The 25,927-nt window shown below is 72.4% G+C and carries 26 protein-coding genes; 16 read left to right on the forward strand and 10 right to left on the reverse strand.

Annotated features, from left to right (window positions below; all coding sequences use genetic code 11):
- The first annotated feature begins 38 nt into the window (after positions 1 to 38).
- Entirely contained in the window at positions 39 to 812 is a 774-nt protein-coding gene (locus ACQP12_RS12035) for a PH domain-containing protein (protein ID WP_433287473.1), read from the forward strand.
- A gap of 53 nt (positions 813 to 865) precedes the next feature.
- Positions 866 to 1,051, forward strand: coding sequence for a ribonuclease (locus tag ACQP12_RS12040; RefSeq protein ID WP_433287475.1), 186 nt, complete (start codon positions 866 to 868; stop codon positions 1,049 to 1,051).
- A 139-nt stretch (positions 1,052 to 1,190) separates the two neighbouring features.
- Here ACQP12_RS12040 and ACQP12_RS12045 read toward each other — a convergent pair whose 3' ends face one another.
- Complete coding sequence (locus ACQP12_RS12045) at positions 1,191 to 2,414, reverse strand: PucR family transcriptional regulator (protein WP_433287477.1); 1,224 nt, start codon at positions 2,412 to 2,414, stop codon at positions 1,191 to 1,193.
- Positions 2,415 to 2,497: 83 nt separating this feature from the next.
- On the opposite strand from ACQP12_RS12045, the gene ACQP12_RS12050 reads away from it, so the two are divergent.
- The 7 genes from ACQP12_RS12050 to fxsT all read left to right on the forward strand — a co-directional run bounded on the left by ACQP12_RS12050 (position 2,498) and on the right by fxsT (position 12,827).
- Entirely contained in the window at positions 2,498 to 3,589 is a 1,092-nt protein-coding gene (locus ACQP12_RS12050) for a ferredoxin reductase (protein WP_433287479.1), read from the forward strand.
- Between the two features lie 16 nt (positions 3,590 to 3,605).
- Positions 3,606 to 4,748, forward strand: a complete 1,143-nt coding sequence (locus tag ACQP12_RS12055) for a fatty acid desaturase family protein (RefSeq protein WP_433287481.1) — start codon at positions 3,606 to 3,608, stop codon at positions 4,746 to 4,748.
- Positions 4,749 to 4,992: 244 nt separating this feature from the next.
- Complete coding sequence (locus ACQP12_RS12060) at positions 4,993 to 6,165, forward strand: alanine--tRNA ligase-related protein (protein WP_433287483.1); 1,173 nt, start codon at positions 4,993 to 4,995, stop codon at positions 6,163 to 6,165.
- 75 nt (positions 6,166 to 6,240) lie between these two features.
- Entirely contained in the window at positions 6,241 to 7,710 is a 1,470-nt protein-coding gene (locus ACQP12_RS12065) for an ATP-binding protein (RefSeq protein WP_433287485.1), read from the forward strand.
- Between the two features lie 23 nt (positions 7,711 to 7,733).
- Positions 7,734 to 9,551, forward strand: a complete 1,818-nt coding sequence (locus ACQP12_RS12070; RefSeq protein WP_433287487.1) for an acyl-CoA dehydrogenase — start codon at positions 7,734 to 7,736, stop codon at positions 9,549 to 9,551.
- A 226-nt stretch (positions 9,552 to 9,777) separates the two neighbouring features.
- On the forward strand, positions 9,778 to 10,221 hold the full coding sequence (locus ACQP12_RS12075) for a hypothetical protein (RefSeq protein ID WP_433287489.1): 444 nt from the start codon (positions 9,778 to 9,780) through the stop codon (positions 10,219 to 10,221).
- A gap of 230 nt (positions 10,222 to 10,451) precedes the next feature.
- On the forward strand, positions 10,452 to 12,827 hold the full coding sequence (gene fxsT / locus ACQP12_RS12080) for an FxSxx-COOH system tetratricopeptide repeat protein (RefSeq protein ID WP_433289239.1): 2,376 nt from the start codon (positions 10,452 to 10,454) through the stop codon (positions 12,825 to 12,827).
- Between the two features lie 263 nt (positions 12,828 to 13,090).
- On the opposite strand, the gene ACQP12_RS12085 is transcribed toward fxsT, so the two are convergent.
- Positions 13,091 to 13,750: a class I SAM-dependent methyltransferase gene (locus tag ACQP12_RS12085; RefSeq protein WP_433287491.1), complete on the reverse strand. Its 660-nt coding sequence runs from the start codon at positions 13,748 to 13,750 to the stop codon at positions 13,091 to 13,093.
- Between the two features lie 116 nt (positions 13,751 to 13,866).
- On the opposite strand from ACQP12_RS12085, the gene ACQP12_RS12090 reads away from it, so the two are divergent.
- From ACQP12_RS12090 to ACQP12_RS12115, 6 genes are all read left to right on the forward strand, one after another.
- Positions 13,867 to 14,280, forward strand: a complete 414-nt coding sequence (locus ACQP12_RS12090) for a nuclear transport factor 2 family protein (RefSeq protein WP_357949484.1) — start codon at positions 13,867 to 13,869, stop codon at positions 14,278 to 14,280.
- A 50-nt stretch (positions 14,281 to 14,330) separates the two neighbouring features.
- Positions 14,331 to 14,624: a hypothetical protein gene (locus ACQP12_RS12095; RefSeq protein WP_433287493.1), complete on the forward strand. Its 294-nt coding sequence runs from the start codon at positions 14,331 to 14,333 to the stop codon at positions 14,622 to 14,624.
- 95 nt (positions 14,625 to 14,719) lie between these two features.
- On the forward strand, positions 14,720 to 15,589 hold the full coding sequence (locus tag ACQP12_RS12100) for an AraC family transcriptional regulator (RefSeq protein WP_433287495.1): 870 nt from the start codon (positions 14,720 to 14,722) through the stop codon (positions 15,587 to 15,589).
- 61 nt (positions 15,590 to 15,650) lie between these two features.
- Positions 15,651 to 16,268, forward strand: coding sequence for an alpha/beta hydrolase (locus ACQP12_RS12105; protein ID WP_433287497.1), 618 nt, complete (start codon positions 15,651 to 15,653; stop codon positions 16,266 to 16,268).
- Between the two features lie 40 nt (positions 16,269 to 16,308).
- A complete protein-coding gene (locus ACQP12_RS12110) occupies positions 16,309 to 16,860 on the forward strand; it encodes an RNA polymerase sigma factor (protein WP_433287499.1) in 552 nt (183 codons plus the stop codon).
- A gap of 18 nt (positions 16,861 to 16,878) precedes the next feature.
- On the forward strand, positions 16,879 to 17,844 hold the full coding sequence (locus ACQP12_RS12115) for a CU044_5270 family protein (protein WP_433287501.1): 966 nt from the start codon (positions 16,879 to 16,881) through the stop codon (positions 17,842 to 17,844).
- An 18-nt stretch (positions 17,845 to 17,862) separates the two neighbouring features.
- Here ACQP12_RS12115 and ACQP12_RS12120 read toward each other — a convergent pair whose 3' ends face one another.
- The 3 genes from ACQP12_RS12120 to ACQP12_RS12130 form a co-directional block, all read right to left on the reverse strand.
- A complete protein-coding gene (locus ACQP12_RS12120) occupies positions 17,863 to 19,542 on the reverse strand; it encodes a long-chain-fatty-acid--CoA ligase (RefSeq protein WP_433287503.1) in 1,680 nt (559 codons plus the stop codon).
- 103 nt (positions 19,543 to 19,645) lie between these two features.
- Positions 19,646 to 19,822, reverse strand: a complete 177-nt coding sequence (locus ACQP12_RS12125) for a hypothetical protein (RefSeq protein ID WP_433287505.1) — start codon at positions 19,820 to 19,822, stop codon at positions 19,646 to 19,648.
- Between the two features lie 73 nt (positions 19,823 to 19,895).
- Positions 19,896 to 20,609 carry a spermidine synthase gene (locus tag ACQP12_RS12130; protein WP_433287507.1) on the reverse strand — a complete coding sequence of 238 codons (714 nt, stop codon included), beginning with the start codon at positions 20,607 to 20,609 and terminating at the stop codon, positions 19,896 to 19,898.
- 193 nt (positions 20,610 to 20,802) lie between these two features.
- On the opposite strand from ACQP12_RS12130, the gene ACQP12_RS12135 reads away from it, so the two are divergent.
- Positions 20,803 to 21,807, forward strand: coding sequence for a zinc-binding dehydrogenase (locus ACQP12_RS12135; protein ID WP_433289241.1), 1,005 nt, complete (start codon positions 20,803 to 20,805; stop codon positions 21,805 to 21,807).
- An 8-nt stretch (positions 21,808 to 21,815) separates the two neighbouring features.
- On the opposite strand, the gene ACQP12_RS12140 is transcribed toward ACQP12_RS12135, so the two are convergent.
- The 5 genes from ACQP12_RS12140 to ACQP12_RS12160 form a co-directional block, all read right to left on the reverse strand.
- A complete protein-coding gene (locus ACQP12_RS12140; RefSeq protein ID WP_433287509.1) occupies positions 21,816 to 22,421 on the reverse strand; it encodes a methyltransferase domain-containing protein in 606 nt (201 codons plus the stop codon).
- Positions 22,360 to 23,259, reverse strand: coding sequence for a sulfite exporter TauE/SafE family protein (locus tag ACQP12_RS12145; protein WP_433287511.1), 900 nt, complete (start codon positions 23,257 to 23,259; stop codon positions 22,360 to 22,362). The genes ACQP12_RS12140 and ACQP12_RS12145 overlap by 62 nt, the downstream gene beginning before the upstream one ends.
- The gene (locus ACQP12_RS12150; RefSeq protein ID WP_433287513.1) at positions 23,256 to 23,855 is read right to left on the reverse strand and encodes a rhodanese-like domain-containing protein; all 600 of its coding nucleotides are present in this window, start codon (positions 23,853 to 23,855) and stop codon (positions 23,256 to 23,258) included. The genes ACQP12_RS12145 and ACQP12_RS12150 overlap by 4 nt, the downstream gene beginning before the upstream one ends.
- A gap of 90 nt (positions 23,856 to 23,945) precedes the next feature.
- Positions 23,946 to 25,346: a rhodanese-like domain-containing protein gene (locus ACQP12_RS12155; protein ID WP_433287515.1), complete on the reverse strand. Its 1,401-nt coding sequence runs from the start codon at positions 25,344 to 25,346 to the stop codon at positions 23,946 to 23,948.
- 126 nt (positions 25,347 to 25,472) lie between these two features.
- Positions 25,473 to 25,742, reverse strand: coding sequence for a metal-sensitive transcriptional regulator (locus ACQP12_RS12160; RefSeq protein WP_357949518.1), 270 nt, complete (start codon positions 25,740 to 25,742; stop codon positions 25,473 to 25,475).
- Positions 25,743 to 25,927 lie beyond the last annotated feature (185 nt).

Raw genomic sequence — 25,927 nt, forward strand, 5'->3', positions numbered from 1 at the left:
CACGGTCCCGGTTGGACACCTCCCCCCACCATGGCAGCATGAGCAGATGGCGCCGCCCGTACTCGCTGGACATCGCCACCGGCTTCGCCCTGCTGGGGCTCGTCGCGGCGGTCGCAGTCGGCACGTTCCTCGTCGCCGGGCACGTGCGCGGGTCGGTGCCGGCCCCGTTGGCGGTCCTCGCCGTGCTGTGGCTGATCGTCGCCGTGACCGTGACGGCGCGGCAGGCGATGCTCGGCGTCTACGTCAGCGCCCGCGGTCTGCGGTCCCGGTCCCTGCTGCGTACGACAACGGTGCCCTGGGCGTCGGTGGCGCGGATCCGCAACGGCACGGCCAGCATCGCCGGCCTGGACATGGGTCGCGTCGCGATCGTCATCGACCGGACCGACGGGCCCTCGGTACAGACTCCGCTGCAGCGCGGCGACCTGTTCCGGCCGTTCACGTTCCGGCCCGAACTGGGCCGGTTGGCCACCTGGCCGGAACACTACGACGAGATCCTGGCGATCCTGCAGGCACACCACCACGACGCGCAGCGCCGCGGGCAGGCGCCCCCGGAGGGGCGGCCCGGGTCGCCGGCCGGCTGGCCCCCGTCGCTCCCCGGTCAGTCCACGCCGCCCGCCGGCCGGCCCGCCGCGGGGGGCGTCCGCCAGGCCGGGCCCTCGACCGGCATCGGCCCGGCCAGCGGTGTCCCCAGCGCCGACCGGCGGCGCGACATCCACGCGCTGACCCGGCAGCACGAGCGGGGCGCGCTCACCGACGCCGAGTTGGCCGCCGAACTGGCGAGGATCCACGGCGCCGGCCGGGTCGAGCCGTAGCCTCTGCCGGAGGCCGGCGCATATCCGGGGCGGTCGCCGGGTAGTCGGTGGCGATGACCACACCTGAGCAGAGCCGGCAGCACGGGGACGCGCTCGAGACCGGCGCCGTGTACCAGGACGCCGAGGGGCGCCGCACCACGGACGCGGGCGCGGGAGCCGCGAACGCGGACAGCGAAGCCGACCGCAACGCCGAGCACCTGAGGCGCGGCGAGGTCGGTCCGGGCGTCCCCGAGGAGTAGGCCCCGTCGGCCGTCGGAGCCCGTCCCCGAGGACGGTGCCGGCACCCGGGCGGAACCGCGGCGTGCCGTCGCGGGCACCCGCCGACACCGGCCCGGCCGGACCGGCGCGGAACGGTGGCGCCGACCGTGCCCGGGCTGTTCATTCCGCCTCCGGTGGGGTGGGTGGGACGGCCAGGGCGATGGTGAGGGCGAGCACCGTGGCCGGTTCGTGCAGCCGGTCCCCGTACAGCTCGCGGAGCTTGCCCATCCGGTAGCGGACGGTCTGCGGGTGCACGAACAGGTCGGCCGCCACGTCGTCGCGGCGACCCTGGTGCAGCAGCCAGGAGCGCAGCGTCTCGGCGAGCCGGTGCGCGGTGGCCGGCGGCAGGTCGGCGAGGGGCGCGAGCGCCTGGGCGCGGAGGTCGGCCAGGATCTCCGGGTCCATGCTGAGCAGCAGCTCCGCCAGGTGGTGCTCGGTATCGACCGGCCCGGCGTCCGGTTCGCCGAGGCCGAGGGCGAGCGCCCGGGTGGCCCGCTGGTAGGAGGCGGCGACCCGGTGCCACGGCCGGGCCGGCCCGAGCACCGCCCGGTGCCCGTGCAGCAGGCGGGTGAGCTGGCGCCGCCGGGCGCCGTGGGTGTCCGGCACCAGGAGGACGGCCAGTTCCTCGGCGGGGTCCATGCCGGGCAGGTCCTCGCCGCTCTCCAGGGTGTGCGGGCCGAGCAGGGCGAGCACCGCGCGCAGGTTGCGGCGCGGCAGGAGGACGACGGTGAGGGTCTGCGGCGGCGGCCAGTCGGCCCGTTCGGCGCTGCGCCGCAGGATGTCCTCGGGCTCCCCGGCGAGCAGTTGCCGCGTGAGCCGCTCCATGTTGCGGCGGCGGGCCCGGCCGGCGCTGGCCCGTTCGTCGGCGTGCCCGGCCACGCTGGCCGCGGACAGCTCGTCGATGTACGCGAACATCAGCTCGGCGAACTCCGCCACCGTCTCGGCGGACAGCCCGCTGCGGACCGTGGTGGCGGAGACCTCCCGCCAGGCCACCCGCGCCCCCACCCGGTACGCGGCCAGCAGCGCGTCCATGCTGCGCCCCGAGCGCGCCTCGCCGCTGCCCAGGGCGTACGCGGCCTCCAGGGCCGGTGCCAGCGGGGTGCTCGGGTCGGCCAGCTGTGCCCCGTCGATGAGTTGGAGGAAGGTGCCCAGCGCGATGCGTACCGCGTTCTCGATCTTCGCCCGCATGGTGCCGGTGAGCGCGCCGGAGTAGTCGGGGACCTCGGCGGTGATCGCGCTGACCGTACGCTCCGCGACGACGGGGAGCCGGTCACGGAGCCGGGCGGACACCCTTTCGTCGAGTTCGAGATGGGCCGCGCGATAGCTCGCGTAGTCGTCCGACATGTTGTTCTCCCCGAACAAAAACCTGCGGCTCTTTCACCTTTGCCGGTCAAGATGTTATGCGATCACGCAGTCACCCTGGTGATATGACCACAACTGCCCCCCGCCGCCCCCAGAAGGTGACCTTCCGGGACAGACTGCTGCGGCTGGCCGGCGCGGTCACCACCCCGCTGCTGCCGGGTGACTACCTCGACCTCGTCGCGCCGCTGCGGGCCGGCGCCCCGCTGCGCGGCCGGATCGTCGAGGTCCGTCCGGAGACCCGGGACGCCGCGACCGTGGTCATCCAGCCGGGCCGCAGCTGGCAGGGGCACCTGCCCGGACAGTACGTGCGCCTCGGCGTGGACGTCGACGGGGTGCGCCAGTGGCGCGCGTACTCGGTCACCTCGACGCCGGGCGCCGCGGACGGCCTGATCGCCGTCACCGTGAAGGCGATCCCGGACGGCAAGGTCAGCAATCACCTGGTCCGCCGGGTCCGGCCCGGCACGATCGTGCAGCTCGACCAGGCGCAGGGCGACTTCGTCGTGCCCGAGGCGACGCCCGGACGGGTCCTCTTCCTCACCGCCGGCAGCGGGATCACCCCGGTCATGGGGATGCTCCGCGCCGGCCTGCACGACCGGGCGGACGTGGTGCTGGTGCACTCGGCGCCCACCCGGGACGACGTCATCTTCGGCCCCGAGCTGCGGGCCCTCGCCGAGGCCGGCGCGCTGCGGCTGGTCGAGCGGCACACCGACAGCGACGGCCTGCTCGGCGTCGACGAGCTGGCCGACCTGGTGCCCGACCACCTCGACCGGCAGACCTGGGCCTGCGGGCCGATCGGCATGCTCGACGCCGTCGAGGGGTACTGGGACTCCCACGGGCTCGCCGACCGGCTGCACACCGAGCGGTTCCGGCCCACCGTGATCTCGCCGGGGGAGGGCGGCACCGTGACGTTCACCGAGGCCGGGGTGACCGTCGAGGCCGACGGGGCCACCCCGATCCTCGACGCCGGCGAGCGGGCCGGGGTGCTGATGCCGTCCGGCTGCCGGATGGGCATCTGCTTCGGCTGCGTCGTCCCGCTGCGCGAGGGCGCGGTACGCGACCTGCGCAACGGCGACGTCACCACCGCAGTCCCCGGGGACGGCGTGCTCGTGCAGACCTGCGTGTCGGCGGCCGCCGGTACCTGCGACATCGAACTCTGACAGGAGGCCCTCCGACGTGACCGTGATCCAGAAGAAGGCGGACAACCCGATCGCCCACCTCAGCGCCGAGGACATCGAGATCATCGGCAAGGAGCTGGACGCGATCCGGGACCGGGTGATCGCCGACCGGGGTGAGCGGGACGCCCGCTACATCCGCAAGGTGATCAAGACCCAGCGAACGCTGGAGCTGAGCAGCCGCGCGGTGCTGCTGTTCTCGCTGTTCCCGCCGGCCTGGATCGTCGGCACGGCCGGCCTCGCGGTGGCCAAGATCCTGGACAACATGGAGATCGGGCACAACGTCCTGCACGGGCAGTGGGACTGGATGCGCGACCCGAAGATCCACTCCACCACCTGGGACTGGGACCACGTCTCCCCGCCCGAGCAGTGGAAGCACTCGCACAACGAGCTGCACCACCGCTACACCAACGTGCTCGGCAAGGACAACGACCTCGGCTACGGCATCATGCGGGTCGACGAGGACCAGCCGTGGCACCCGGCGTACCTGGGCCAGCCGTTCTACAACTTCGTCAACGCCTGCTTCTTCGAGTACGGCATCGCCGCGTACGACCTGGAGCTGGGCGAGAACCTCAAGAAGGGCCGGCACAAGGACCCGGCGTTCCGGGCGCGCGCCCGGGCGGTCGGCCGCAAGATCCGCCGCCAGGTGCTCAAGGACTACGTGCTGCACCCGCTGCTGTCCGGCCCGTCGTTCCTGTCCACGCTCGCCGCCACGTTCACCGCGAACCTGATCCGCAACCTGTGGAGCCACTCGGTGATCATGTGCGGGCACTTCCCGAACGGCGTGGAGACCTTCGAGAAGACCTCCATCGAGGGCGAGACCCGCGGCGAGTGGTACCTGCGGCAGATGCTCGGCTCGGCCAACATCAGCGGCAGCCGCCTGCTGCACATCATGACCGGCAACCTGTCGTACCAGATCGAGCACCACCTCTTCCCCGACCTGCCGAGCAACCGCTACCAGGAGATCGCCCCGCAGGTCCGGGCGCTGTTCGACCGGTACGGGCTGAAGTACACGACCGGCCCGCTGCCGAAGCAGGTCGCCTCCGCCTGGTGGAAGGTGATCCGGCTGTCGCTGCCCAACCGGCGCGCCGACCGGCGCCAGCCGGTGGCCTCCGCCTCGCTGGTCTCCTCCGGCACGGCCTGACCGGTCGCCGCCCACCGGAGAGATATTCCGGTGGGCGGCGCCATCCCCGATCGGCTACCGTCATGGGCATGGACCTCAGGCGCAGCACCACCGCCGCGGCCGCGCGAGCTTCCCGCTCGCCGGCCGCCGCCGCCTGACCTGCCCCATCCCCGCCGGCGACCGGAAACGGTCCGCCGGCGTCGTCGTGTCACGCCACCGCCCGCGCGGCGGACCGTCCGGTCGTCCCCACCGGAAGGCCCGTGTTATGACACCCGATGAGATCGTCCGCACCTTCGTCGACCACTACCACCGCCGCGGCCACCGGGACGCGCCGGAAAGCTCGCTCGTCCCGTCGCCCGGCGACCCGGTGCTCTTCACCACCTCCGGCATGCACCCGCTCACGCCGTACCTGCTGGGGCGCCCGCACCCCGGCGGCCGGCGGCTGGTCAACGTGCAGCGCTGCCTGCGCACCACCGACCTGGACGAGGTCGGTGACCGCACCCACCTGACCGTCTTCGAGATGCTCGGCTCCTGGTCGCTCGGCGACTACGACATCGCGACCAGCCTGCGCTGGGGCCACGAACTGCTCACCGAGGGCTTCGGTATCGACCCGGGGCGGCTGCACGCCACCGTCTTCGGCGGCGACGAGCAGGTCGGCCCGGACGAGACCGCGCTCGCGACCTGGACCGGGCTGGGCGTGCCGGTCGAGTCCAACGGCGCGGAGAACTGGTGGTCCAACGGCCCCACCGGCCCGTGCGGGCCCGACTCGGAGATCTTCGTGTGGACCGGGGAGGGCCCACCCTCCGGCACCCCGGGCACGGACGAGCGCTGGATGGAGGTGTGGAACCACGTCCAGATGCGCCACCACCGCCACCCCGACGGCCGGCTGACGGCGTTGCCGATGGCCAGCATCGACACCGGGATGGGCCTGGAACGCCTGGAAATGGTGCTGCGCGGCGGCCCGTCGGTCTTCGACGGCGCGGGCCTGACCCCGTGGGTGGGCGCGGTCCGCGACCGGTGGGACCTGCGCGGCGCGGACCTGCGGGTCGTCGCCGACCACCTGCGCTCCGCGGTGGTCGTGCTCGGCGACGGGGTACGCCCCGGCAACACCGGCCGCGGCTACGTGCTGCGCCGGCTGGTCCGGCGGGCGCTCACCGTGCTGTGGCGCGACGACCCGGCGCGGGGCCTGACCGAGCTGCCGCTCGACGCGTACCGCGACACGCTGCGCCGGTTCCGGCAGGACGCGGAGGTCGGGCCGCTGCGGGAGCTGCTGCTGGACGAGGAGCGGCGGTTCCGTGGCCTGCTGGACCGGGGCCGGCCGCTGGTCGACCGGGTACGCGCGCGCGGTCCGCTGACCGAGCGCGACTACCACTGGCTGCACGACACCCACGGGCTGCCCCGGGACCTGGTCGACGGCCTGCTCGCCGAGGCGGGCTGACCGCGCCGGTGGCCGGGGCGGTGCCACGGTGCCAGACTCGGCAGCGGAGACCGCCGCGGCGAGGGATGTGATCGCATGGGGTACGAGGTCCGGCCGGACGCCGAGACGGTGACGCTGCTCGGCGCCCGGGTGACCGTCACCGACGCCGCGGGCCTGCTCGCCGCGGCGCAGGACGGGCCGGTGGAGCTGCTGGCCGGAGGCGACTTCCCCGCGCCGGTGCGGGAGGTGCGCTGCACCGTGCGCGCCGACAGGCGGGACGGGCGGCCGGTGCACCGCTTCGAGGCGTACCTGCGGGCGGACGCCGCGCTGCCCGGCGCCGGCCTGCTCGCCCTCGGCCTGGCCGGGCCGATCGGGCTGCTGGTGGCCCAGCGGCTCGCCGCGCGGGGCGGCGACGGTCCGGCCGCCGCCGTCGGCCGGGTCGCCGCCGAGGCCGGCCGCCGCCTCGGGCTGCGGCCCACCGGGGCCGCCCTCGCCGAGCCGTCGCGCGACCCGGCCGGCCGGGCGGTGCTGCGCGCCGCCGACGAGGCCGGCCTGCGCCCCGAGGTCAGCCACGACGGGCCGGCGGTGCGGGTACGCGCCGAGGTGCCCAGCGCCGAGGTCACGCCCGCGCACCTGACCCTCATGGTCGGCGTGGTGCTCCAGGCCGTCCGGGAGCTGGCCGGCGACACCCCGGAGCCGACGCTGCTGCGCGGCCGGTCGTACCCCGTGGGCCACCGCGTGGCCGCGGCGGCGCCGCGCAGCGCGGCGGTGACCCTCGACCAGGTCGGTGGCCTGGCCGAGGTGGTCGCCCGGTTCCGCGAGGTCGCCGTCTCGTTCCGGCACCCGCAGGCGATGGCCCGCTGGGGCGCGCGGCGGCCGCAGGGCATCCTGCTGTACGGGCCGCCGGGCACCGGCAAGACCATGCTGGCCCGCGCCCTGGCCAACGAGATCGACGCGGACTTCGTGGAGATCCGCACCCCGGAGATCCTCGACAAGTTCCTCGGCGGCTCCGAGCGCAACATCAAGCGGATCTTCCGGGAGGCGCGCCGCTACCGGCGGCCCACCGTCATGCTCTTCGACGAGTTCGACAGCATCATCAGCTACGCGGGCGCCGGCGGCGACGCCGCCAGCCAGGCGGTGAACGCGGTGGCCGGCATCTTCAAGCAGGAGATGAACACCCTGTTCGAGGAGAACCCGGACGTCATCGTGGTGGCCACCACCAACTTCCCGCAGCGGGTCGACGCCTCGCTGACCCGCTCCGGCCGCTTCGACCTCAAGATCGCCATTCCGGCGCCGGACGAGACCGGCCGCGCGGAGATCCTCGCCAAGATGATCCGGGAGCTGATCGACCGGCACGAGCGGCCCGGCTTCCGGATGTTCGGCGCCGACGTCGACCCGGCGGCGCTGGCCGCGGCCACCCCCGGGCTCACGGGGGCCGACCTGCGGGAGGTGCTGCGCCGGGTGCAACTCGCCAAGGCGCTCCGGGAGGCGACGGAGGGTGCGCCGCCCGCCCCGATCAGTCAGGATGACCTCCGAGAGGCCGTCGCCGGGCTGCGCCGCGGCTGACGACGGCCCACGGAGGGAGTCCCGTGTCGTCGTCCACCCTGCTGTCCCGTCGCGATCTGGCGTTCCTGCTCCACGACTGGCTCGACGTCGGCCGGCTGACCGAACGGCCCCGCTACGCCGAGCACTCGCGGGAGACCTTCGACGCCGTGCTGGACCTGGCCGCGCAGCTCGCCGCCGAGCAGTTCGCGCCGCACAACCGGGCCGCCGACGCCAGCGAACCGACCTTCGACGGGCAGCGGGTCCGCACCATCCCCCAGGTCAAGGCCGCCCTGGACGCCTACGCCCGCACCGGCCTGCTGGCCGCCACCATGGACGAGTCGGTGGGCGGCATGCAGCTGCCGCACGCCGTGGCCGCCGCCTGCTCCGCCTGGTTCCAGGCCGCCAACGTGGCCACCGCCGCCTACCCGTTCCTCACCCTCGGCAACGCCAACCTGCTGCTCGCCCACGGCAGCGCCGAGCAGATCGACACCTGGGTCCGGCCGATGGTGCAGGGGCGGTTCTTCGGCACCATGTGCCTGTCCGAACCGCAGGCCGGCAGCTCGCTCGCCGACATCACCACGCGGGCCGAGCCGCAGGACGACGGGGCGTACCGGCTGATCGGCACCAAGATGTGGATTTCCGGCGGGGAGCACGACCTGGCCGAGAACATCGTCCACCTGGTGCTGGCCCGGATCCCCGGCGGGCCGCCCGGGGTGAAGGGCATCTCGCTGTTCATCGTGCCGAAGGTGCTCCTCGACGCCGACGGCGCGCTCGGCCCCCGCAACGACGTGGTGCTGGTCGGCCTCAACCACAAGCTCGGCTACCGGGGCACCACCAACACGCTGCTCAACTTCGGCGAGGGTGTGCACCGCCCGTACGGGCGGCCCGGGGCGGTCGGCTACCTGGTGGGGGAGCCGCACCAGGGGTTGGCGCAGATGTTCCACATGATGAACGAGGCGCGCATCGGGGTGGGCGCCGGCGCCACCGCGCTCGGCTACACCGCCCACCTCAAGTCCGTGGCGTACGCCCGCCAGCGCCCGCAGGGCCGGCCGGCCGCCGACAAGGACCCCACCGCGCCGCAGGTGCCGATCGTGGCGCACGCCGACGTCCGCCGGATGCTGCTGGCGCAGAAGAGCTACGTGGAGGGCGCGCTCGCCCTCATCCTCTATTGCGGACGGCTCCTCGACGAGGAGAAGACCGCCCCGGCGGAGGCCGACCGCAGCCGGGCGCACCTCCTGCTGGACCTGCTCACCCCGATCGCCAAGAGCTGGCCGTCGCAGTGGTGCCTCGCCGCCAACGACCTGGCCATCCAGGTGCACGGCGGCTACGGCTACACCCGCGACTACGACGTCGAGCAGCACTGGCGGGACAACCGGCTCAACCCGATCCACGAGGGCACCCACGGCATCCAGGCGCTGGACCTGCTGGGCCGCAAGGTCACCATGCGCGACGGCGCCGGCCTGGAGCTGCTGCTGGAGACCATCCGGGCCACGGTGACCCGGGCCTGGAAGGCCGACGGCGAGGCGGCCGAACTGGCCGGCCGGCTGGGCGCGGCGGTCGACCGGATCGCCGTGGTCACCCGGCGGCTGCACGGCGCCGGCGATCCCGAGGTCACGCTGGCCAACGCCTCGCTCTACCTGGAGGCGGTCGGGCACGTGGTGATCGCCTGGATGTGGCTGGAGCAGCTGCTCGCCGTCGAGGCCCTGGGCAGCCCGGACGGCCCGGACGCCGACTTCCTGGCCGGCAAGCGGCAGGCCGCCCGGTACTTCTTCCGCCACGAGCTGCCCCGGACCGGGCCGCAGTTCGACCTGCTGGAGAGCCTGGACCGCACCACCCTGGACACCCGGGAGACCTGGTTCTGACCGCTTGCGAATGATGGACAGCGGCCTCCGCAGCTCACCTGAGTGGGCCTCGCACTAGCTACCGTGGCTCGTCCTTTGGGCTCCGAAGGACGGCTGGGATGGCACGGAACTGTTGGCGTGGTGTGTCGGATACCCGACCAGCCTCTGAAAGGCCCTGCTGTCCGATTCCCTCCTTACCCTAGACGAGATATGCCTGAACGGAAGTTTTCGATTCGTCATTTTGGGGGTGTCCATGCTGGCAGAGGCGCTGGGTGGATTGGCAGCTGCGGGTGGCACGGCGTTGGTTGGCGCCGTGGCTACCGACGGCTGGCATCTGGCCAGACGAGGCTTCGCCCGAATTTTTGGGCGAGGTGATCAAGGTCGCATCGTCGCTCTGGAGGAGCGCTTGGAGCGAACTCGCGCCGCACTAGAAGCCGCTGGCCCGGACGCAGCGCGGGTGAGGCTGGAACAGCAAGCGGCTTGGACTGCCCGGCTTGAGGACTTGTTGAGTGACCACCCAGAGGCAGCTGAGGAACTGCGTGCACTAGTGGAGCAGGTGGTCGGGGCCACAGGGACTAGTTCGGCGGGCGATGTCGTGCAGCATGCTATAGCCCTTGATTACAGCCAGCAGATCGTGCAGGGCCATGGTCACCAGACCAATGTGTTTGGCAGCCGTGGCGGTGGGGCGTGACGACAGGCGGTGCTGAGTCCAACGGTCTTGTCCGCAGTGCTCCGACAGTGGTGCCAACATCCAGCGTGGCACAGGGAGTATGGACGGCGGGTCAGGGAAGCACAGGGGCGCAGGGCACGGGCAACCAGCTGAACGTGTTCCTACAAGCGCCAGCATCTCAGGGACTGCCCTCCAGAGAGGACACGCTATTAACAGCGGCAGCTGAGAAGGTTGCTGGCGCGTTGCCTGCAGTGTGGAACGTCGGTCCCCGCAATCCTGGCTTCGCCGGCAGGGAGAGCGAACTAGCCCGGCTCCGTGAGCAGTTGGGCTCAGGTGGCGCTGCGGTGGTACAGGCGCTCCATGGAATGGGTGGAATCGGCAAGACGCAGCTCGCTACTGAATTCGCCTACCGCTACGCGGCGGAATATGACGTGGTCTGGTGGATACCAGCGGAGCAGACAGGGCTTATCGGTGAACAGTTTTCGAAGCTTGGTTCCGCCCTTCGGGTTGTCGCTCCAGAAGCGTCAAGTGCGGCGGCGGCGCATGCAGTAAAGAGCTATCTGCGCAGCCGTAACGGATGGTTGCTGATCTTCGATAACGCCGAGTCGGCAGATGATATTGGTCAGTGGCTACCTGGGGGAGCCGGGCATGTCATCATTACCTCCCGCCACCAACGCTGGACACAGTTGGCCGCGCCCGTTGAGATCGACGTTCTCGCCAGGGCGGAATCTATACTCCTGCTTTCTTCTCACTATCCAATGCTTGATGTGGACCAAGCGGAAGAGTTAGCAGAAGCGCTGGGTGATCTACCGCTAGCGCTTGTGCAGGCCGCCAGCTTCCTAGCCGAAACCGGAATGTCGGTCGAGGAGTACCGACAGGCGTTGTCCAGTCAGGCACGTGAGGTGCTGGGTGAAGGACGACCTATTAGCTACCCCAGCCCTCTTGCTGCCACGATCGCGCTTAGCAGCGATCGGCTTGCTGATGTTGACCCGGCTGCCCTGGCAATCCTGAGGCTGTGTGCGTTCTTGGCTCCGGAACCGGTTCCTGTCGAGCTGCTGACGGCGATCGTGCAGTTCGAAACACCAGCTGCGGATGACTCATGGGGCCTGGTTTCGCTGGCGGCCGTGATTAGCAAACCGTTGGCGCGGGCGCGAAGCGTGGCCCGGGTCGGCGACTTCGGCTTAGCTAAGGTGTCTCCCCAGGGGATTGCCGTACACCGATTGGTGCAGGCCATCCTACGGGATCAGTTAGCGCCGAATGCGGTCGTGCAGCTACAGACTCGGATCGAAGCAGTTCTCAGCATGGCCGAGCCGGGTGATCCACGTGACGCCGCCGCTTGGCCAGGTTGGGCTCGTCTACTGCCGCACCTGCTCGCGACCGATCCCGCTCACTCCAACAACTCAAGTCTTCGCGACCTGGCCTGTCGAGCAATCATATTTTTGATTGTCCGCGGCAATGCCCGCCCTGCCCAACGGCTTGCCGAGCATCTTTACCAGCAGTGGCGCAAGAGGTTAGGGCCAGATCACCCCCACACCCTGAGGGCTGCCACCGAGCTGGTCTGGGCCTACCATGACCTGGGCAAGCTCCGCGAGCTGCGGCCGCTGATCGAGGACACCCTGTCCCGTCAGCGGGTCGCGCTTGGGGAGGATCACCCGGATACCCTCCGCTCAATGAGCGACCTCGCCGTTGTCCTAGATGTGCAGGGAGACCCCCAAGGGGCGTTGCATCTAGACAAAGACGTAGTAGAGCGGCGGCGGCGAGTGCTCGGCGACAACCACCCCGACACGCTCATATCCGTCTCCAACCTGGCCAGTGGTTTAGGAAAGATGGGTAAATATGAGCAGGCGTTGCGTATGGGGGAGGATGTCCTGGAGCGGCGGAGGCGAATGCTGGGCGATGATCACCCGGACACGCTGACCGCTGCCAGTGGCGTGGCTACCACCCTGCGGCGGCTTGGTCGTCATGAGCAGGCGCGACATACAGAAGAGGAAGTGCTGAAGCGGCGTCGGCAGACGCTGGGCGAGGACCACCCGGACACGTTGAACGCGGTTATGGGTCTGGCGGCCGGGCACCACGGTCTTGGTGATTTTGAGCAGGCGCGACTCATGGAAGAGGAAGTGCTGAAGCGGCGTCGGCAGACGCTAGGGGAGGACCACCCCGACACGCTAAGCACCATGAACGGCCTTGCGTCCACGTTATACAGCCTTGGTGAGTTTGAGCAGGCGCAGCGCTTGGGAGAGGAGGCGCTAGAACGGAGGCGGCAGGTGTTGGGTGAGGATCATCCCGACACCTTAAGCTCTTTGGGTGGCCTAGCCAGTACTCTATACAATCTCGGGGAGTATAAGCAAGCGCGGACCATGGAGGAGTATGTGCTGGAGCGCCGGCGGCGGGTGCTGGGGGATAACCATCCAGACACCCTGGTGACGGCAGTGAATCTTGCGATGACCCTTGCTGCGCTTCATCAAAACCTCAATGCACGCCGGCTGGCAGAGCAGGGGTTCCGAGGAATTCGGGATGTCCTCGGAAACGGTCACGAGACCACCAAATGGGCTCGTGAGCAACTTAACGCTATCGCCGGCTCTATGGGTGGGAGACGTATTCCAGGCGGCAGGCGCCGTAAGTGTTAGTCCCCCCTCGCCGAGCACCCGATCGCGAACCTCGCTGCGAAGGATCTCGTCATTCTGCGAGCGAGGCAGGTTGTCTACCACCACCGGGCGGAGCAACTCGCATCCGGGCGAGCTGCTGCAGGCAGGCCGAGTGGACCGAGTCCGAGGCGGAATCCGTCCCGAGCCCAGCATTACGGCGGCCACCACAGATTGACCTGCTGGAGCAGCCTGGATATACCATCCTGGACACTCTGGAGGCCTTGTTCTGACCGGCGGCGGTGAGCCTAGGAGGCGCGGCGGGCGAGCAGCGTGGAGTCGTCGATGTCGACCGTCACGCCGTCGCGGGTGACCGTCCGCGGCCGCTGCTCGACCACGAGCGCCTCGAAGTCGTCCGGCAGCCCGGGCAGCAGCTCCTCGGCCAGGAACATGGCCCGGCGCTGGCTCGCGGTCAGGTGGGTGAACACCTCGTGCGGGGCGTGCCCGACGACCAGCAGGTGCCCGCCGGGTGCGACGGCGCCGGCCAGCCGGCCGGTCACCTCCACCATCCCGCCGTCCGGCGGGTGCAGGAAGTGGCTGGTGACCAGGTCGTAGGACCGGCCGTCGGCCGCGAAGGTCCGAGCGTCGACCTGCCACCAGTCGGTGCGGTCGGCGACCCCGGCCTGCTCGGCGTGCCGGGCGGCGCGGGCCAGGCCGTTGGCGGAGAAGTCCGCGCCGGTGACCCTCCACCCCTGCCGAGCCAGCCAGATCACGTCGCCGCCCTCGCCGCAGCCGACGTCGAGCGCGGTGCCCGGCGTCAGCCCGGTCACCTCGGCGACGAGCTGCGCGTTGGGGTTGCCGCTCCAGATCTTCTCCGCGCCGGAGTACCGCTCGTCCCAGGCCGGCGGCTCGAAGATGGCGGCCGCCTCCTCCTCGCTGAGCTGGTGGCCGTGCCCGTGTCCACTCATGCGGCGTTTCCTTCCGGTGCTGGGCGGCGTTCGCCGCGATGCCCACCAGCATCCTGAACGCTCCGGGCGCTGACAAACTTTCTTGCTGTTTCGGCAAAATTAGCGGCCGGCCGAGGATGTCGGTGCCGGACCGTAGGGTCCGCGCTGTGAACGACACCGCCGTGACCCGGCAGACCGGTCAGGACTACGTCGATCGTCTCGAACGCCGCGACTGGCCCGCGTTGGCCGGCCTGCTCACCGACGACGTGGTCTACGAGATGCCACAGACCCGGGAGCGCATCCGCGGCAGGGAGGCGTTCCTCCGGTTCAACATCGAATATCCCGGTGACTGGCACCTGCGGGTGCGCCGGCTCGTCGCCGACGGCGGGTCGGCCGCCCTCTGGCTCGACGTCCGGGTGGGCGACGAGCAGCAGGACGCGTGTGTCTGGCTGGAAGTGTCCGAGCACGGGCTGATCAGCCGGATCGTCGACTACTGGCCCGAACCGTACGACCCGCCGCAGGGCCGCGAACACCTCGTGGAACGGTGGTGATTCACCGCCGCCGTCGTCGTGCGCGTCGGGTCGCGTGGGAGCATGCGTCCATGAGCAGCGATGTCCCTCTCGAGTTCAGCGCCCTGGCCATCAACGTCACGATCCCCGAAGGGCTCCGCTGGACCGACACCCGGCGCGGCGAGGAGTTCACGCTGACCACGCTCAACGTCCGGCTCCTGCCGGACGGGCGCCTCGCGGCGAAGGCCTACGGCCGCCCGACCGCCGGTGGCCGCGGCACCTATGTCTCGTTCCCCGTGCCGGAGCGGCCCGAGCTGGTGGCTCTGGTCGACCGGGCTGCCGGCCGCGCCGGTGAGCTGTGGGCCGCGCACCGCGGTCTCGGCTGACGGGCTCCGCCGGCAGCGGCATGATCGGATCGGGCCACAGCGGTCGGGCGCGGCCGGGGTTCCTCGGGCCAGTCTTGACGTCGAAGGGAGGCCTCGTGATCTCGGCACTCAACCGGCTCGTCGACGCTGTCGAAGAGCACCTGACCGAGGATTTCGACGTCGTCGGACTGGCCAGGACGCTCGGCACGACCGAATACCACCTGCGCCGGATGTTCTCGTCGCTGGCCGGCATGCCGCTGTCGGAGTACGTGCGCCGGCGCCGCATGACCGTCGCCGCCGCCGACGTCGTTCGCGGCCGGGACGACCTGCTGAGCATCGCCGTCCGGCACGGATACGGCTCGACGGAGGCGTTCGGCCGCGCGTTCCGGGCGGTCCACGGCGCCGGCCCCGGTGAGGTCCGCCGCGACGGAGGCCCCCTTCGCACACAACCGCAGCTCAGGTTCCGCCTGAGCGTCGAAGGGAGCAGACCCATGCACACCCGCATCCTTGACCGCCCCGCGTTCCGGCTCGTCGGGCACGCCGTTCGGGTCCCGCTGATCCACCACGGCATCAACCCGCACATCCAGCGGCACATCACGGCACTGCCGCGGGAGGAGCACCTCCGGCTGAAGAGCCTCGGGGACGCCGAGCCGCCGGGCCTGCTGCAGGTCTGCGACGACCTCGACCCGGACGGCGCCGAGGGCAGCGAACTGACCTACCTGCACGGGGTCGCTGTCTCCGGGGACACGCCGGCCCCGGACGACCTCGACGCCATCGAGGTGCCCGCCGGCAGGTGGGCGGTCTTCCGCACCGCCGGACCGCACCCGCAGGTCCTGCAGGAGACCTGGGCCGCCACCGCGACCGACTGGTTCCCCTCCAACCCGTGGCGTCTCCGGCCCGGCCCCTCGATCGTCGCGGTCCTCCACCACGCCGACGACTTCAGCACCGCGACCTGCGAACTGTGGCTCCCCGTCGAACCGGCGTGACGATCCCGCAACGCCGGCCCACGCGTCGCCGTCCGACCCGAGCACCCGAAGGTGGATCGTCATGGCAGGTACCCGGCAGATCCTGTTCATCCAGGGCGGCGGCGCGGGCGCGCACGACGAATGGGACGACAAGCTGGTCGACAGCCTGAGGCGGGAGCTCGGGGACACCTACGAGGTCCGCTACCCGCGCATGCCCGACGAGGACGACCCGAGCTACGCCTGGTGGGGTGCGGCCATCCGGCGTGAGCTGGCGGCCCTGGACGACGGCGCGGTGGTCGCCGGCCATTCGGTGGGCGCGACGATCCTCGTCGCCGCGCTCGCCGAGCGGCCACCGGAGCGGCAGATCGGCGCGATCGTGCTGATCGCCGCTCCGTTCGTCGGCGCGGGCGGCTGGCCCGGCGACGAGTTCGAGCTGCCGCACGACCTCGGTGCGAGGCTGCCGCACGGCGTGCCCGTGCACGTGTTCCACGGCCTCCAGGACGAGACCGCCCCACCGTCGCACGCCGACCTGTACGCCCGCGCCGTCCCGCAGGCGCGGCTGCACCGGCTGCCCGGGCGCGATCACCAGCTGGACGACGACCTGAGCGAGGTGGCGAGGACGATTGGTGCCGCCGGCCCGGGAAGCGCCACCTCTCGTTCCGGTAACACCACCGCCCGCCCGTACGAAGAAGGGGTGTAACGGCTACGAGAGAGGACGGCCCGTGGATGATCCTGGCTCAGTGGAGGGTGACATCTCCGGCATCGGAGCCGATCCGGTGGCCTTCGAGATCTTCTACCGGCGGCACGTGGAGGCGGTGGGCCGGTTCGTGGCCCGGCGGGTCGACGACCCGCACCTCGCCGCCGACCTGACCGCCGACGTGTTCCTGGCGGTGATCGAATCGGCGGCCGGCTACCGGCCGGACCGGGGCAGCCAGATCGGCTGGCTGTTCGGGGTGGCCCGCAACGTCATCGCCGACGAGCGGCGCCGGGCGGCCCGCCGGCTGCGGGTGACCGGCCGGCTGGCCGGACGACGGGACCTGGACGCCGACGACATCGCCCGCATCGAGGAACGGATCGACGCCGAGTCGGCGGCGCGCCGCACGTGCCGGGCGCTGAGCGGGCTGCCCGAGCACACCCGGGCGCTGGTCGAGAGCGTCGCCGTGGACGGTCTCACCGTGGCCGAGGCGGCGACCGCGCTCGGGATGTCCCCGGTCGCCGCCCGGGTCCGCCTGCACCGCGCCCGTCGCATCGTCCGCGCCGTGCTCGCCCGCCCGGCCACCACCCTCGCCTGATCGAACGGAGACGACGCCATGACCAGGACCGAGCAGTCACCGCACGGCTTCGAGGAGCAGCTCCTCACGGATCTGAAGGCCCACGTCGTCCGGCGGTCCGAGACCGTTCCGGCGGCCCGTCCGGTCGGGCACCGCACCCGGTTCCCGCGCGGGTGGCGCCTCGCCGGAGCGCTCGGGCTGGCGGTCGCGCTGACCGCCGGAGTCCTGGCGGCCCAGACGATGGGACTGGGCGACCAGCCGCCGCCCACGGCCAACGCGTCGGAGATCCTCCGACTGGCGGCCGACGCCGCTCGGCAGCAGCCCGAGCTCACCGCCCGACCCGACCAGTACGTGTTCACGGAAGCTCTGGCGACGAGGCGGGAGAGGCCGGACAGCGGCCCGTACGTCACCACGCGGGTGCAGATGTGGCAGTCGGCCGGGGGAGTCGCGCACCCGCAGGCGCGGTACCGGCCGGAGGCCGAACCGAACGGCTGGGGCGAGCTGCGGGTGCTCCGCCCGATCGATCCCGCGGATCCCCGCAAGGAGCTGGACGAGCTGCCGTCGCCCGCGTACCACGGCGACCTGCCCACCGACCCGGACCGGCTGCTCCGATACCTCCGGGAACACCCGGTCGACCTGCATCTCCCGGCGGGCGCCGACGAGAAGGCGGTGCACGGGAGCGAGAGCATGCCGTACACCACGGCGCGGTCCGTGCTCGACGGCTACGTGCCGCCCCGGGCGCTGGCGGCGCTGTTCGAACTGCTGGCCCGGGAGCCGGGAGCCGTCGTCATCTCGGGCGACGTGGTGGACGCCGCCGGCCGGCGCGGGGTGGCGATCCGCATGCCCGGCGTGATCGGTGGCAACAACGACCTCATCTTCGACCGGAACACCCATGTCTACCTGGGCACCCGCAGGTCCGTGGTGCGCGACGGCAGAGAGTCGGCCGAATCGGCCGTCGCGCAGCTCCGGGTCGCGATCGTCGACCGGCCGGGCCAGCTGCCCTGACCGGTGCCGGCCCCGCCCTCAGCCCCCGGCGAGCAGGCGGTCGCGGACCTCGCGGCGCAGGACCTTGCCGATCTGCGAGCGCGGCAGCTCCTCGACCACGACGACCCGGCGCGGCACCTTGTAGCCGGCGAGATGCTGGCGGCAGGCCGAGCGGACCGAGTCCGGGCCGGCGCCCACCCCCGGGTCCAGCACCACGGCGGCCACCACCTCCTCGCCGTCCCCGGTGGGGAGGCCGACCGCGGCGGCCTCGCGGACGCCGGGGATCCGCAGCAGCGCCTCCTCCACCTCGGACGGGTAGACGTTGAACCCGCCCGTGATGATCAGTTCCTTGATCCGGTCGACCACGGTGACGAAGCCGTCGGCGTCCATGGTGACCACGTCACCGGTGCGCAGCCAGCCGCCGGGCAGCAGCACCCGGGCCGTCTCGTCGGGGCGGTTCCAGTAGCCGGCGAACACCTGGGGGCCGCGGACCAGCAGCTCGCCGGCCTCCCCGGGGGCGCGGTCCCGGGTCGGGTCCTCCGGGTCGACGAGGCGGACCTCGGTGGAGGGGAACGGCACCCCCACCGTGCCCGGCCGGCGGGTCGGCGCCACCGGGTTGCCCAGCGTGATGGGCGAGGTCTCGGTCATCCCGTAGCCCTCGACCAGCAGGCCGCCGGTCACCGACTCCCAGAGGTCCACGGTGGCCGGCGGGAGCGCCATGGCGCCGGAGATCGCGTACCGGACGGAGGTGAGGTCGACGCCGCGTTCCCGGGCCGCGGTGGCGAGCCGCGCGTAGACCGGTGGGACGGCGGGCAGGAAGGTCGGCGGGCGGCGGCGCGCCGCGTCGAGCACCTGGTCGAGGTCGAAGCGGGGGAACAGCACCAGGGTGGCGCCGATGCTCACCGCGAAGGTGAGGCAGAGGGTCAGGCCGTACGCGTGGAACAGCGGCAGCACCGCGTACACCGTCTCGGCGCCGTCGCGCAGGCCGGGCACCCAGGCCCGGCCCTGCGCGGCGTTGGCCCGCAGGTTGCGGTGGGTCAGCACGGCGCCCTTCGGGACCCCGGTGGTGCCGCCGGTGTACTGGAGCAGCGCGGTGTCGGTGGCTCGGGGCGCGGGGTGGTCGGCGGCCAGCGGGGCGGCGTCGGCGACCAGCGCCGGCCAGGAGAGCGCGTCGGGCGCCGGGGCGGTCATCGCGGCCCGGGCGGCGCGGACCTTGGGCAGCGGCAGCCGCAGCGCCCACCGCTTGAGCCGGGGCAGCGCCCTGGGCAGGTCGACGGCCAGCACGGTCTCGACCGCGCCCCGCCCGGCGACCAGCGGCGCCACCTTGTCCCACACCACGGCGACCCGGGCGCCGTGGTCGGTGAGCTGGTGGGCCAGCTCGTCGGCGGTGTAGAGCGGGTTGTGCTCGACGACCACGGCGCCGAGGCGCAGCACCGCGTAGAAGGCGACCACGTGCTGCGGGCAGTTCGGCAGCACCAGCGCTACCCGGTCGCCGGGGCCGACGCCGAGCCGGCGCAGCGCCTCGGCCGCCCGGGCCACCTGGTCGGCCAGCTCGGCGTAGGTGGTGGTGGCGCCGTAGAAGTCGAGGGCGACCCGGGGCCCGAACCGGCGGGCGGCGTCGGTGAGCAGGTCCACCAGCGTGCCGGTCGGCTCCGCGATCTCGGCCGGTACGCCCGGGGCGTAGCTGCGGGTCCAGGGCCGCTGCGCGGTCGCGTCCATCGCCGTCTCTCCTCGCTGCCGGATGACGGCCCTCAGCCTAACTTAACCGCCCGGTAACTTACGGCGGAGTAACTTGCTGAGTTCGTCACACGGCGGCGGCGGGTCAGCGGCGTGGGGCGCCCCTCTGCACGACCCGGCGGCCCCGCACGAAGGCCAGCACGATGAGCACGACCAGCGCGATCAGGCCGATGACGAGCAGCCAGCGCACCGCCTCCAGGAACAGCCCGAGCAGGATGAGCACGGCGGCCACGACGCCGACGATCCAGAGCAACGCCCGCATGTCATCCTCCCGGGAGTGCGGTGGGCCGCCCGCTTTCCCGCTCCGGCGCCCGCCATGCCCGCCCGGGGCCGGTTCATCGCCGGGCCACGTACACCGTGTTCGCGGCCTCCCGGCCCTGCAACGGGTTCGGGAAGCGGACGACGTGCGCCACCGAGGTCGGGAACACCTCGGTCAGCGTCCGCTGGAACTCCGAATCGGGCGGGTCGTTCGACCAGAGCGCGAAAACCCCGTCCGGGTGCAGCAGCGCGGCCAGCCGGCGCAGCCCGTCGACCGTGTAGAAGTCGGCGTGGCTGGGGTGCAGCACCTGGCGCGGGGAGTGGTCCACGTCGAGCAGCACCGCGTGGAACCGGCGCCCCGGCGCCTCCGGATCGAACCCGACGCCGCTCGCCACCGCCGCGAAGAAGTCCGCCCGCACGAACCGGGTCCGCGAGTCGGCGGCCAGTCCGGCGGCGAACGGCAGCAGGTCCCGGCGGTGCCAGTCGATCACGTCCTCGATCGCCTCGACCACCACCAGTGAGTGCACCCGGGCATCCTCCAGCGCGGTGCGCGCCGTGTAGCCGAGGCCGAGCCCGCCCACCACCACGTCCAGGGCGCCGCCGGTCAGCGGGGCCAGCCCGAGCCGGGCGAGTTCGATCTCCGCGACCGGGAAGAGGCTGGACATCAGGAACTCGTCGTCGAGCTTCACCTCGTACACGTCGACGTCGAGCGACGGGTCGCGGCGCCGGCGCAGACTGATCTCGCCGATCGGCGTCTCCCGCCAGGCCAGTTCCTCGAAACGCGCGCCCACCCGTGTCCTCTCCGCCGGTCCGTGACCGGATGCTACCGGCCGGTCGTCCGGCCGCCCGGGGATATGGGCGGCGCGGCCGTTTTTCCGCGCCCCGCCGCATCGGCGGGCCGGCGACGGGTACGCCGCCGACGACTCCCGCCCGGCGCGGCCGGCGGGGTCGAGGACGCCGGAGAGGGGAGCGAGCGTGGCGGACATGCTGGCCGGACGGCTGCACGTGGCCGATCGGGCGCTGCGGATGGAGTCGGTGCCGGTGCCCGAGCCGGGGCGCGGGCAGGTGCGGATCCGGGTGGCCGCGGCCGGCGTGTGCCTGTCGGACGTGCACCTCATCGACGGCACCCTGACCCCGCTCCACCTGGACGGGGACGTGGTGATCCTCGGCCACGAGGTGGCCGGGACGGTCGACGCGCTCGGTGACGGGGTGCGGGGCTGGGAGCCGGGCCAGCGGGTGCTGCTCCAGGCGGGGGAGCGGGACCGGTTCGGCCTCGTGCTCACCCGCGGCGTCGACTACGACGGCGGCTGGGCCGAATATGCCCTGGCCCGCGAGGACACCCTGGTCCCCGTCCCGGATCTGCTCCCGTTCGAGCAGGCCTGCATCATTCCCGACGCGGTCTCCACGCCGTGGGCCGCGGTGACCGAGACGGCCCGGGTCCGGCCCGCCGAGGCGGTCGCCGTGTGGGGCGTCGGTGGCCTCGGCGCGCACGCGGTGCAGTTGCTGCAGCTGGTCGGCGCGGCCCCGGTGATCGCCGTGGACCCGCTGCCGGCGGCGCGGGACCGGGCGCTCGCCCTCGGCGCGGACCTGGCCATCGACCCGGCGGACGACGGCTTCAAGGACGCCGTGCTCGAACTGGTCGGCACCCGGGGGCTCGACGTGGCGTTCGACTTCGCCGGCGTCAACGCGGTCCGCGAGCAGGCCATGACCGTGCTCGGCCGGCACGGCCGGCTGGTGCTCGCCGGCATCGCCAACCAGCCCATCAGCATCCCGTCGGACAGCCGGTTCACCTACAACCGCCAGGCGGTGCTCGGCCACTACGGCTCGGAGGCGGAGCACGTCGGGCAGTTGGTGACCCTCACCGGGCTGGGCCGGCTCGACCTGTCCGCGTCGGTCAGCGACGTGCTGCCGCTGGCGGACGCGCCGGAGGCGGTGCGCCGGGTGCACGAGAAGGAGGGCAACCCGATCCGGCTGATCCTGCGGCCCTGACGGCGCCGTCAGTCGGGACGGCTCGCCACGACGACCGTGTCGAGGGCGTCGACCGTGCCGCCGTCGGTGGTGGGCACCGGGCGGCGGGCCGTCTCGGCGCGCCGGATGTGCAGCCCGGCGAGGCCGTCGACCACCGCCTCCGGCGTCAGCAGCACGGCCGGGTCCTGCGGCCCACCGGTGCCGCCGGTCAGGTTCGCCAGGTCGTGGCCGACCACCACGAGGCTCCCCCCGGGGCGCAGCGCCTGCTTGGCCGCGGCCAGCACCCGGGCGAGGTCGTCGGCGGGCAGGTGCAGGTAGCTGATGAGCACCAGGTCGTAGCTGCCCGGCACCGGCCGGTACGCGGTGACGTCGGCGACCCGCCACTCGACCTCGACACCGTGCCCGGCGGCCAGCTCACGCCCCCGGCCGACGGCCACCGGCGAGAAGTCCACCGCGGTGACCCGCCAGCCCTGCTCGGCCAGCCAGACCGCGTTGCGTCCCTCACCGGCGGCCAGGTCCAGCGCGGCGCCGGGGATCAGCCCGGTGACCGACTCGACCACGAAGCGGTTCGGCTCAGCGCTCCACACCAGACCCGGCGTGCTCGTGTACCGGGCATCCCAGGCGCTGCTGTCCACTGTGTCTCCTCCTCCGGCGGCCCCACACCGCCATGGTGACCGTACCGGCTGCGGCAAGCGCTCCCACGGCGAGTCCGGCGAACGGGGGCAACTGCTGGGCGAGGACGAAGGCGCCCATCACCACCACGAACCAGCCGAACGACTTGCGCAGGAGGTCCGCGGGGATCCTCCCGGCGAGGCGACCGCCGAGGACGCTGCCGAGGACGGCGGCGGCGGTGACCGCGAGGGCGAGGCCCCAGTTGATGCTCACGCTGGAGAGGTAACCGGCCAGGCCGGCGAAGGACTTCATCGCGATGACGACCAGGGAGGTGCCGACGGCGACCGGCATCGGCAGGCCGCCGAGCAGGGCCAGGGCGGGCACCACGAGGAAGCCGCCGCCCGCGCCGACCAGGCCGGTCACCAGACCGACGACGATCCCGTCGAGGATCACCCGGAACACCGGCAGCTCGTGCGGCACCGGCCGGCCCTCGGCGGCGCGCCGGCCCCTGATCATCGCGATCGCGGTGGCCAGCATCATCACGCCGAAGCCGGTGAGCAGGAATCCGGCCGGGACGAACTCCGCCAGCCGGCCGCCGGCGTACGCGCCGGTCATTCCGGCGAAGCCGAAGATCAGCCCGGTACGCCAGCGGACCCGTCCGGCGCGGGCGTGCGGCAGGACGCCGACGGCGCTGGTGGCGCCGACGACGAGCAGGGAGGTGGCGATCGCCTCCTTGGCCGGCAGGCCGGCGACGTACACCAGCAGCGGGACGGCGAGGATCGACCCGCCGCCGCCGAGCAGCCCGAGGCTCACCCCGATCAGCACGGCCAGGCCGACGGTGAGCAGCAGGGAACCGGTCATGCCCGCGCCCCGTTGCTCTCGCGCAGGTGGCCGACGACGGTGTCGAGGTCGCAGCTGGCGCCCCGGTTGTACGGCAGCCTGCTCAGCATCATCCCCATGGCACAGGTGTTGGTGACCGCGGCGAAGGTGAGGCCGGCGCCGATGAACGCGGCGACCCACTTCAGGCCCGGTACGAACACCGAGCCGACGACGCTGGCCAGCACGATGGCACCGGCGACCAGGCGGACCTGCCGCTCCAGGTCCCAGCGGGGCGCGCCCTGCTGGGTCGGCGCGTTCGCCGCCTGCCAGGCGAGCATGCCGCCGTTGAGGATCTTCAGGTTCGGCAGCCCGACCCCGGCCAGTGCCTGCTCGGCCTGCGTGGCGCGGGCGCCCGAGCGGCAGATCAGCACCACGTCCTCGTCCAGGTGGTTACGCAGTTCCTCGCGGTGCTCCTTGAGAAGGTCCAGCGGGACGTTGTAGGCGCCGGGAATGTGGACGGTCTCGAACTCGGCCGGGGTGCGCACGTCGAGCAGCCGGGGGGAGCGCCCGGAGTCGATCAGTTCCCGCAGGGTGGTGGCGTCCAGGCTGGCCGGGTGCGTGGTCTCGGAAGCGCTCATTTCTCCTCGTTCTGGGACGAATCGCCGTAGCTGGCGGCAGGGTGGGACGCCGGCCGGCGCCGGTGGCGCCGGCCGGGACTCGGAAAGGGGTCAGGCGTTGTCGGCCATGGCGACGCCCGCCGCCTCGGCCCGATCGAACCTGTCGTCGATGACGACGACCTCGCGGCCGGCGTTGGCCAGCAGCGACGCCGCGGCGGTGGCCCGGTAGCCGGAGCCGCAGTGCACCCAGACCGCGCCGGCCGGCACGTCGGCGAGCCGCTTGGGCAGGTCGGGAAGCGGGACGTGCACGGCGCCCTCGACATGGCCGGCGCGCCACTCGTTGGTCATCCGCACGTCGAGCACGACGGCCGGGGCGGGCAGCCCGGCCGGGGTGTTCCCCGCGCGGGCCGCGGCCAGTGCTCCGAAGTCGGCCATCCGCAGCTCGCGGAGCTGGTCGGGCGTGGCCGCCCACTGCTCGGCCCCGCCGGTGGCCTGCGCTGCCGGCCGGTCGATGCCGATCCGGACCAGCTCGCGCTGGGCGTCGGCGACCTGCTCCGCGGTCTCCGCGAGCAGCGTGATCGGCGTGCCCCAGTCGATCAGCCAGCCGAGCCAGGTCGACATCGGGCCGTCCAGCGCGAGGCTGACCGTGCCGGCCAGGTGCGAGGCCGCGTACGCCTTGCGGTGCCGCAGGTCCACCACCCACTCCCCGGCAGAGATCCGGTCGCGGAGCTGGGCCGCGTCGGCCCTGGCGACCGGGGTGAGGTCGACCGGTGCCGGCCCGGCGCTGTTCGCCACGCCCATGTGGGCGTAGTACGCCGGGTAGGCGTCCAGGCCGGCGAGGGTCTTGCCGACGAACTCGTCGGCGGCCAGGCGCAGCACCGCGTTGGCCTGCTTCTCGCGTCCGATTGTCGAGTCGGGGGCGTCGGCCTGGCTGGCCGAGCAGAAGCTGCCGAAGCCGTGCGTCGGCCACACCTGGGCGCCGTCGGGCAGCAGGTCGGCCAGCCGCCGCGCCGAGGCGTGCTGGCGGTGGGCCAGCTCGTGGGCGTGCTCCTGGCCGAGCAGGTCGGTGCGTCCGGTGGTGCCGAACAGCAGCGAGCCGCCGGTGAAGACGCCCGCCGGCTGCCAGCCACCGTCGGTGGGCTCGTCGAGGACGTACGACAGGTGGTGGAACGTGTGGCCGGGGGTGGCGACCACGCGGAGCCGCAGCTTGTCGGAGACGGGCATCGTGTCGCCGTCGGTGACCGGCATCCGGTCGAAGGTGACCTCGTCGGCGGCGGCCACCAGGTACCGGGCGCCGGTGATCCGGGCGAGTTCCAGGCCGCCGGAGACGTAGTCGTTGTGGATGTGCGTTTCCACCACATGGGTGATCCGCACCCCCTTGGCTCCCGCGAGGTACAGGATCCGGTCGATGTCGCGCTGGGGGTCGACCACGATCGCCACCTGACCGTCGGAGGCCAGGTAGCTGCGGTCGCCGAGCGAGGACGTCGCGATGACGGAGACCTCGACTGACATGTGCCGTTCTCCTTTCTGTTCCACATACCCCCGGGGGTATGTGGAAGTCAGACTTCGGCCCGGGTCGCGGGCGTAGTGATACCCGTCCTCGCCGCGATCACGCGGCGAGGACGGTGAATTCCTCGGTCAGGCCAGGGCGAGGAAGAGCTTCTCCAGCTCCTCCTCGGTCATCTCCGGCTCCTCGCCCCGCTCCCGGGCGGTGCCGCAGTGCCGCATGCCGGACGCAATGATCTTGAAGCCGGCCCGGTCGATGGCCTTGGACACGGCCGCGAGCTGGGTCAGGGCGGCCCGGCAGTCCTCGCCGTTCTCCATCATCTCGATGACGGCGTTGAGCTGGCCCCGGGCTCGCTTGAGCCGGGTGAGCGCCTCGCTGGTCATCTCGGGTTGAAGCTTCACGCCACTACCTCCTGCCTCCAACATACCCCAGGGGGTACCGGTCTGCCACTGGATACCCCCACGGGTATCGTCAACGGCCCGCGTACCCAGCCAATTCCCGCCCGATTCCCGATTCCACCTACGGCCTGGGCTGTGGCGGGACTCACCGCCGCATCCGGTCTGCGCGTCGCGGCGCGGATGTACGA

This window comes from Micromonospora sp. CA-244673 (genome assembly GCF_050948395.1).
In the GTDB taxonomy this organism is placed as follows: Bacteria; Actinomycetota; Actinomycetes; order Mycobacteriales; family Micromonosporaceae; genus Micromonospora.

Bases quoted from the DNA above. Each gene is read 5' to 3' on its own strand.
- ACQP12_RS12035 (WP_433287473.1), top strand. From the start codon at position 39: ATGAGCAGATGGCGCCGCCCGTACTCGCTGGACATCGCCACCGGCTTC.
- ACQP12_RS12060 (WP_433287483.1), top strand. From the start codon at position 4,993: ATGACACCCGATGAGATCGTCCGCACCTTCGTCGACCACTACCACCGC.
- ACQP12_RS12135 (WP_433289241.1), top strand. From the start codon at position 20,803: ATGCTGGCCGGACGGCTGCACGTGGCCGATCGGGCGCTGCGGATGGAG.
- ACQP12_RS12120 (WP_433287503.1), bottom strand. From the start codon at position 19,542: ATGGACGCGACCGCGCAGCGGCCCTGGACCCGCAGCTACGCCCCGGGC.
- ACQP12_RS12095 (WP_433287493.1), top strand. From the start codon at position 14,331: ATGAGCAGCGATGTCCCTCTCGAGTTCAGCGCCCTGGCCATCAACGTC.
- ACQP12_RS12105 (WP_433287497.1), top strand. From the start codon at position 15,651: ATGGCAGGTACCCGGCAGATCCTGTTCATCCAGGGCGGCGGCGCGGGC.
- ACQP12_RS12125 (WP_433287505.1), bottom strand. From the start codon at position 19,822: ATGCGGGCGTTGCTCTGGATCGTCGGCGTCGTGGCCGCCGTGCTCATC.
- ACQP12_RS12050 (WP_433287479.1), top strand. From the start codon at position 2,498: ATGACCACAACTGCCCCCCGCCGCCCCCAGAAGGTGACCTTCCGGGAC.
- ACQP12_RS12145 (WP_433287511.1), bottom strand. From the start codon at position 23,259: ATGACCGGTTCCCTGCTGCTCACCGTCGGCCTGGCCGTGCTGATCGGG.
- ACQP12_RS12090 (WP_357949484.1), top strand. From the start codon at position 13,867: ATGTCGGTGCCGGACCGTAGGGTCCGCGCTGTGAACGACACCGCCGTG.
- ACQP12_RS12045 (WP_433287477.1), bottom strand. From the start codon at position 2,414: ATGTCGGACGACTACGCGAGCTATCGCGCGGCCCATCTCGAACTCGAC.
- ACQP12_RS12150 (WP_433287513.1), bottom strand. From the start codon at position 23,855: ATGAGCGCTTCCGAGACCACGCACCCGGCCAGCCTGGACGCCACCACC.
- ACQP12_RS12040 (WP_433287475.1), top strand. From the start codon at position 866: ATGACCACACCTGAGCAGAGCCGGCAGCACGGGGACGCGCTCGAGACC.
- ACQP12_RS12155 (WP_433287515.1), bottom strand. From the start codon at position 25,346: ATGTCAGTCGAGGTCTCCGTCATCGCGACGTCCTCGCTCGGCGACCGC.
- ACQP12_RS12065 (WP_433287485.1), top strand. From the start codon at position 6,241: ATGGGGTACGAGGTCCGGCCGGACGCCGAGACGGTGACGCTGCTCGGC.
- ACQP12_RS12085 (WP_433287491.1), bottom strand. From the start codon at position 13,750: ATGAGTGGACACGGGCACGGCCACCAGCTCAGCGAGGAGGAGGCGGCC.
- ACQP12_RS12115 (WP_433287501.1), top strand. From the start codon at position 16,879: ATGACCAGGACCGAGCAGTCACCGCACGGCTTCGAGGAGCAGCTCCTC.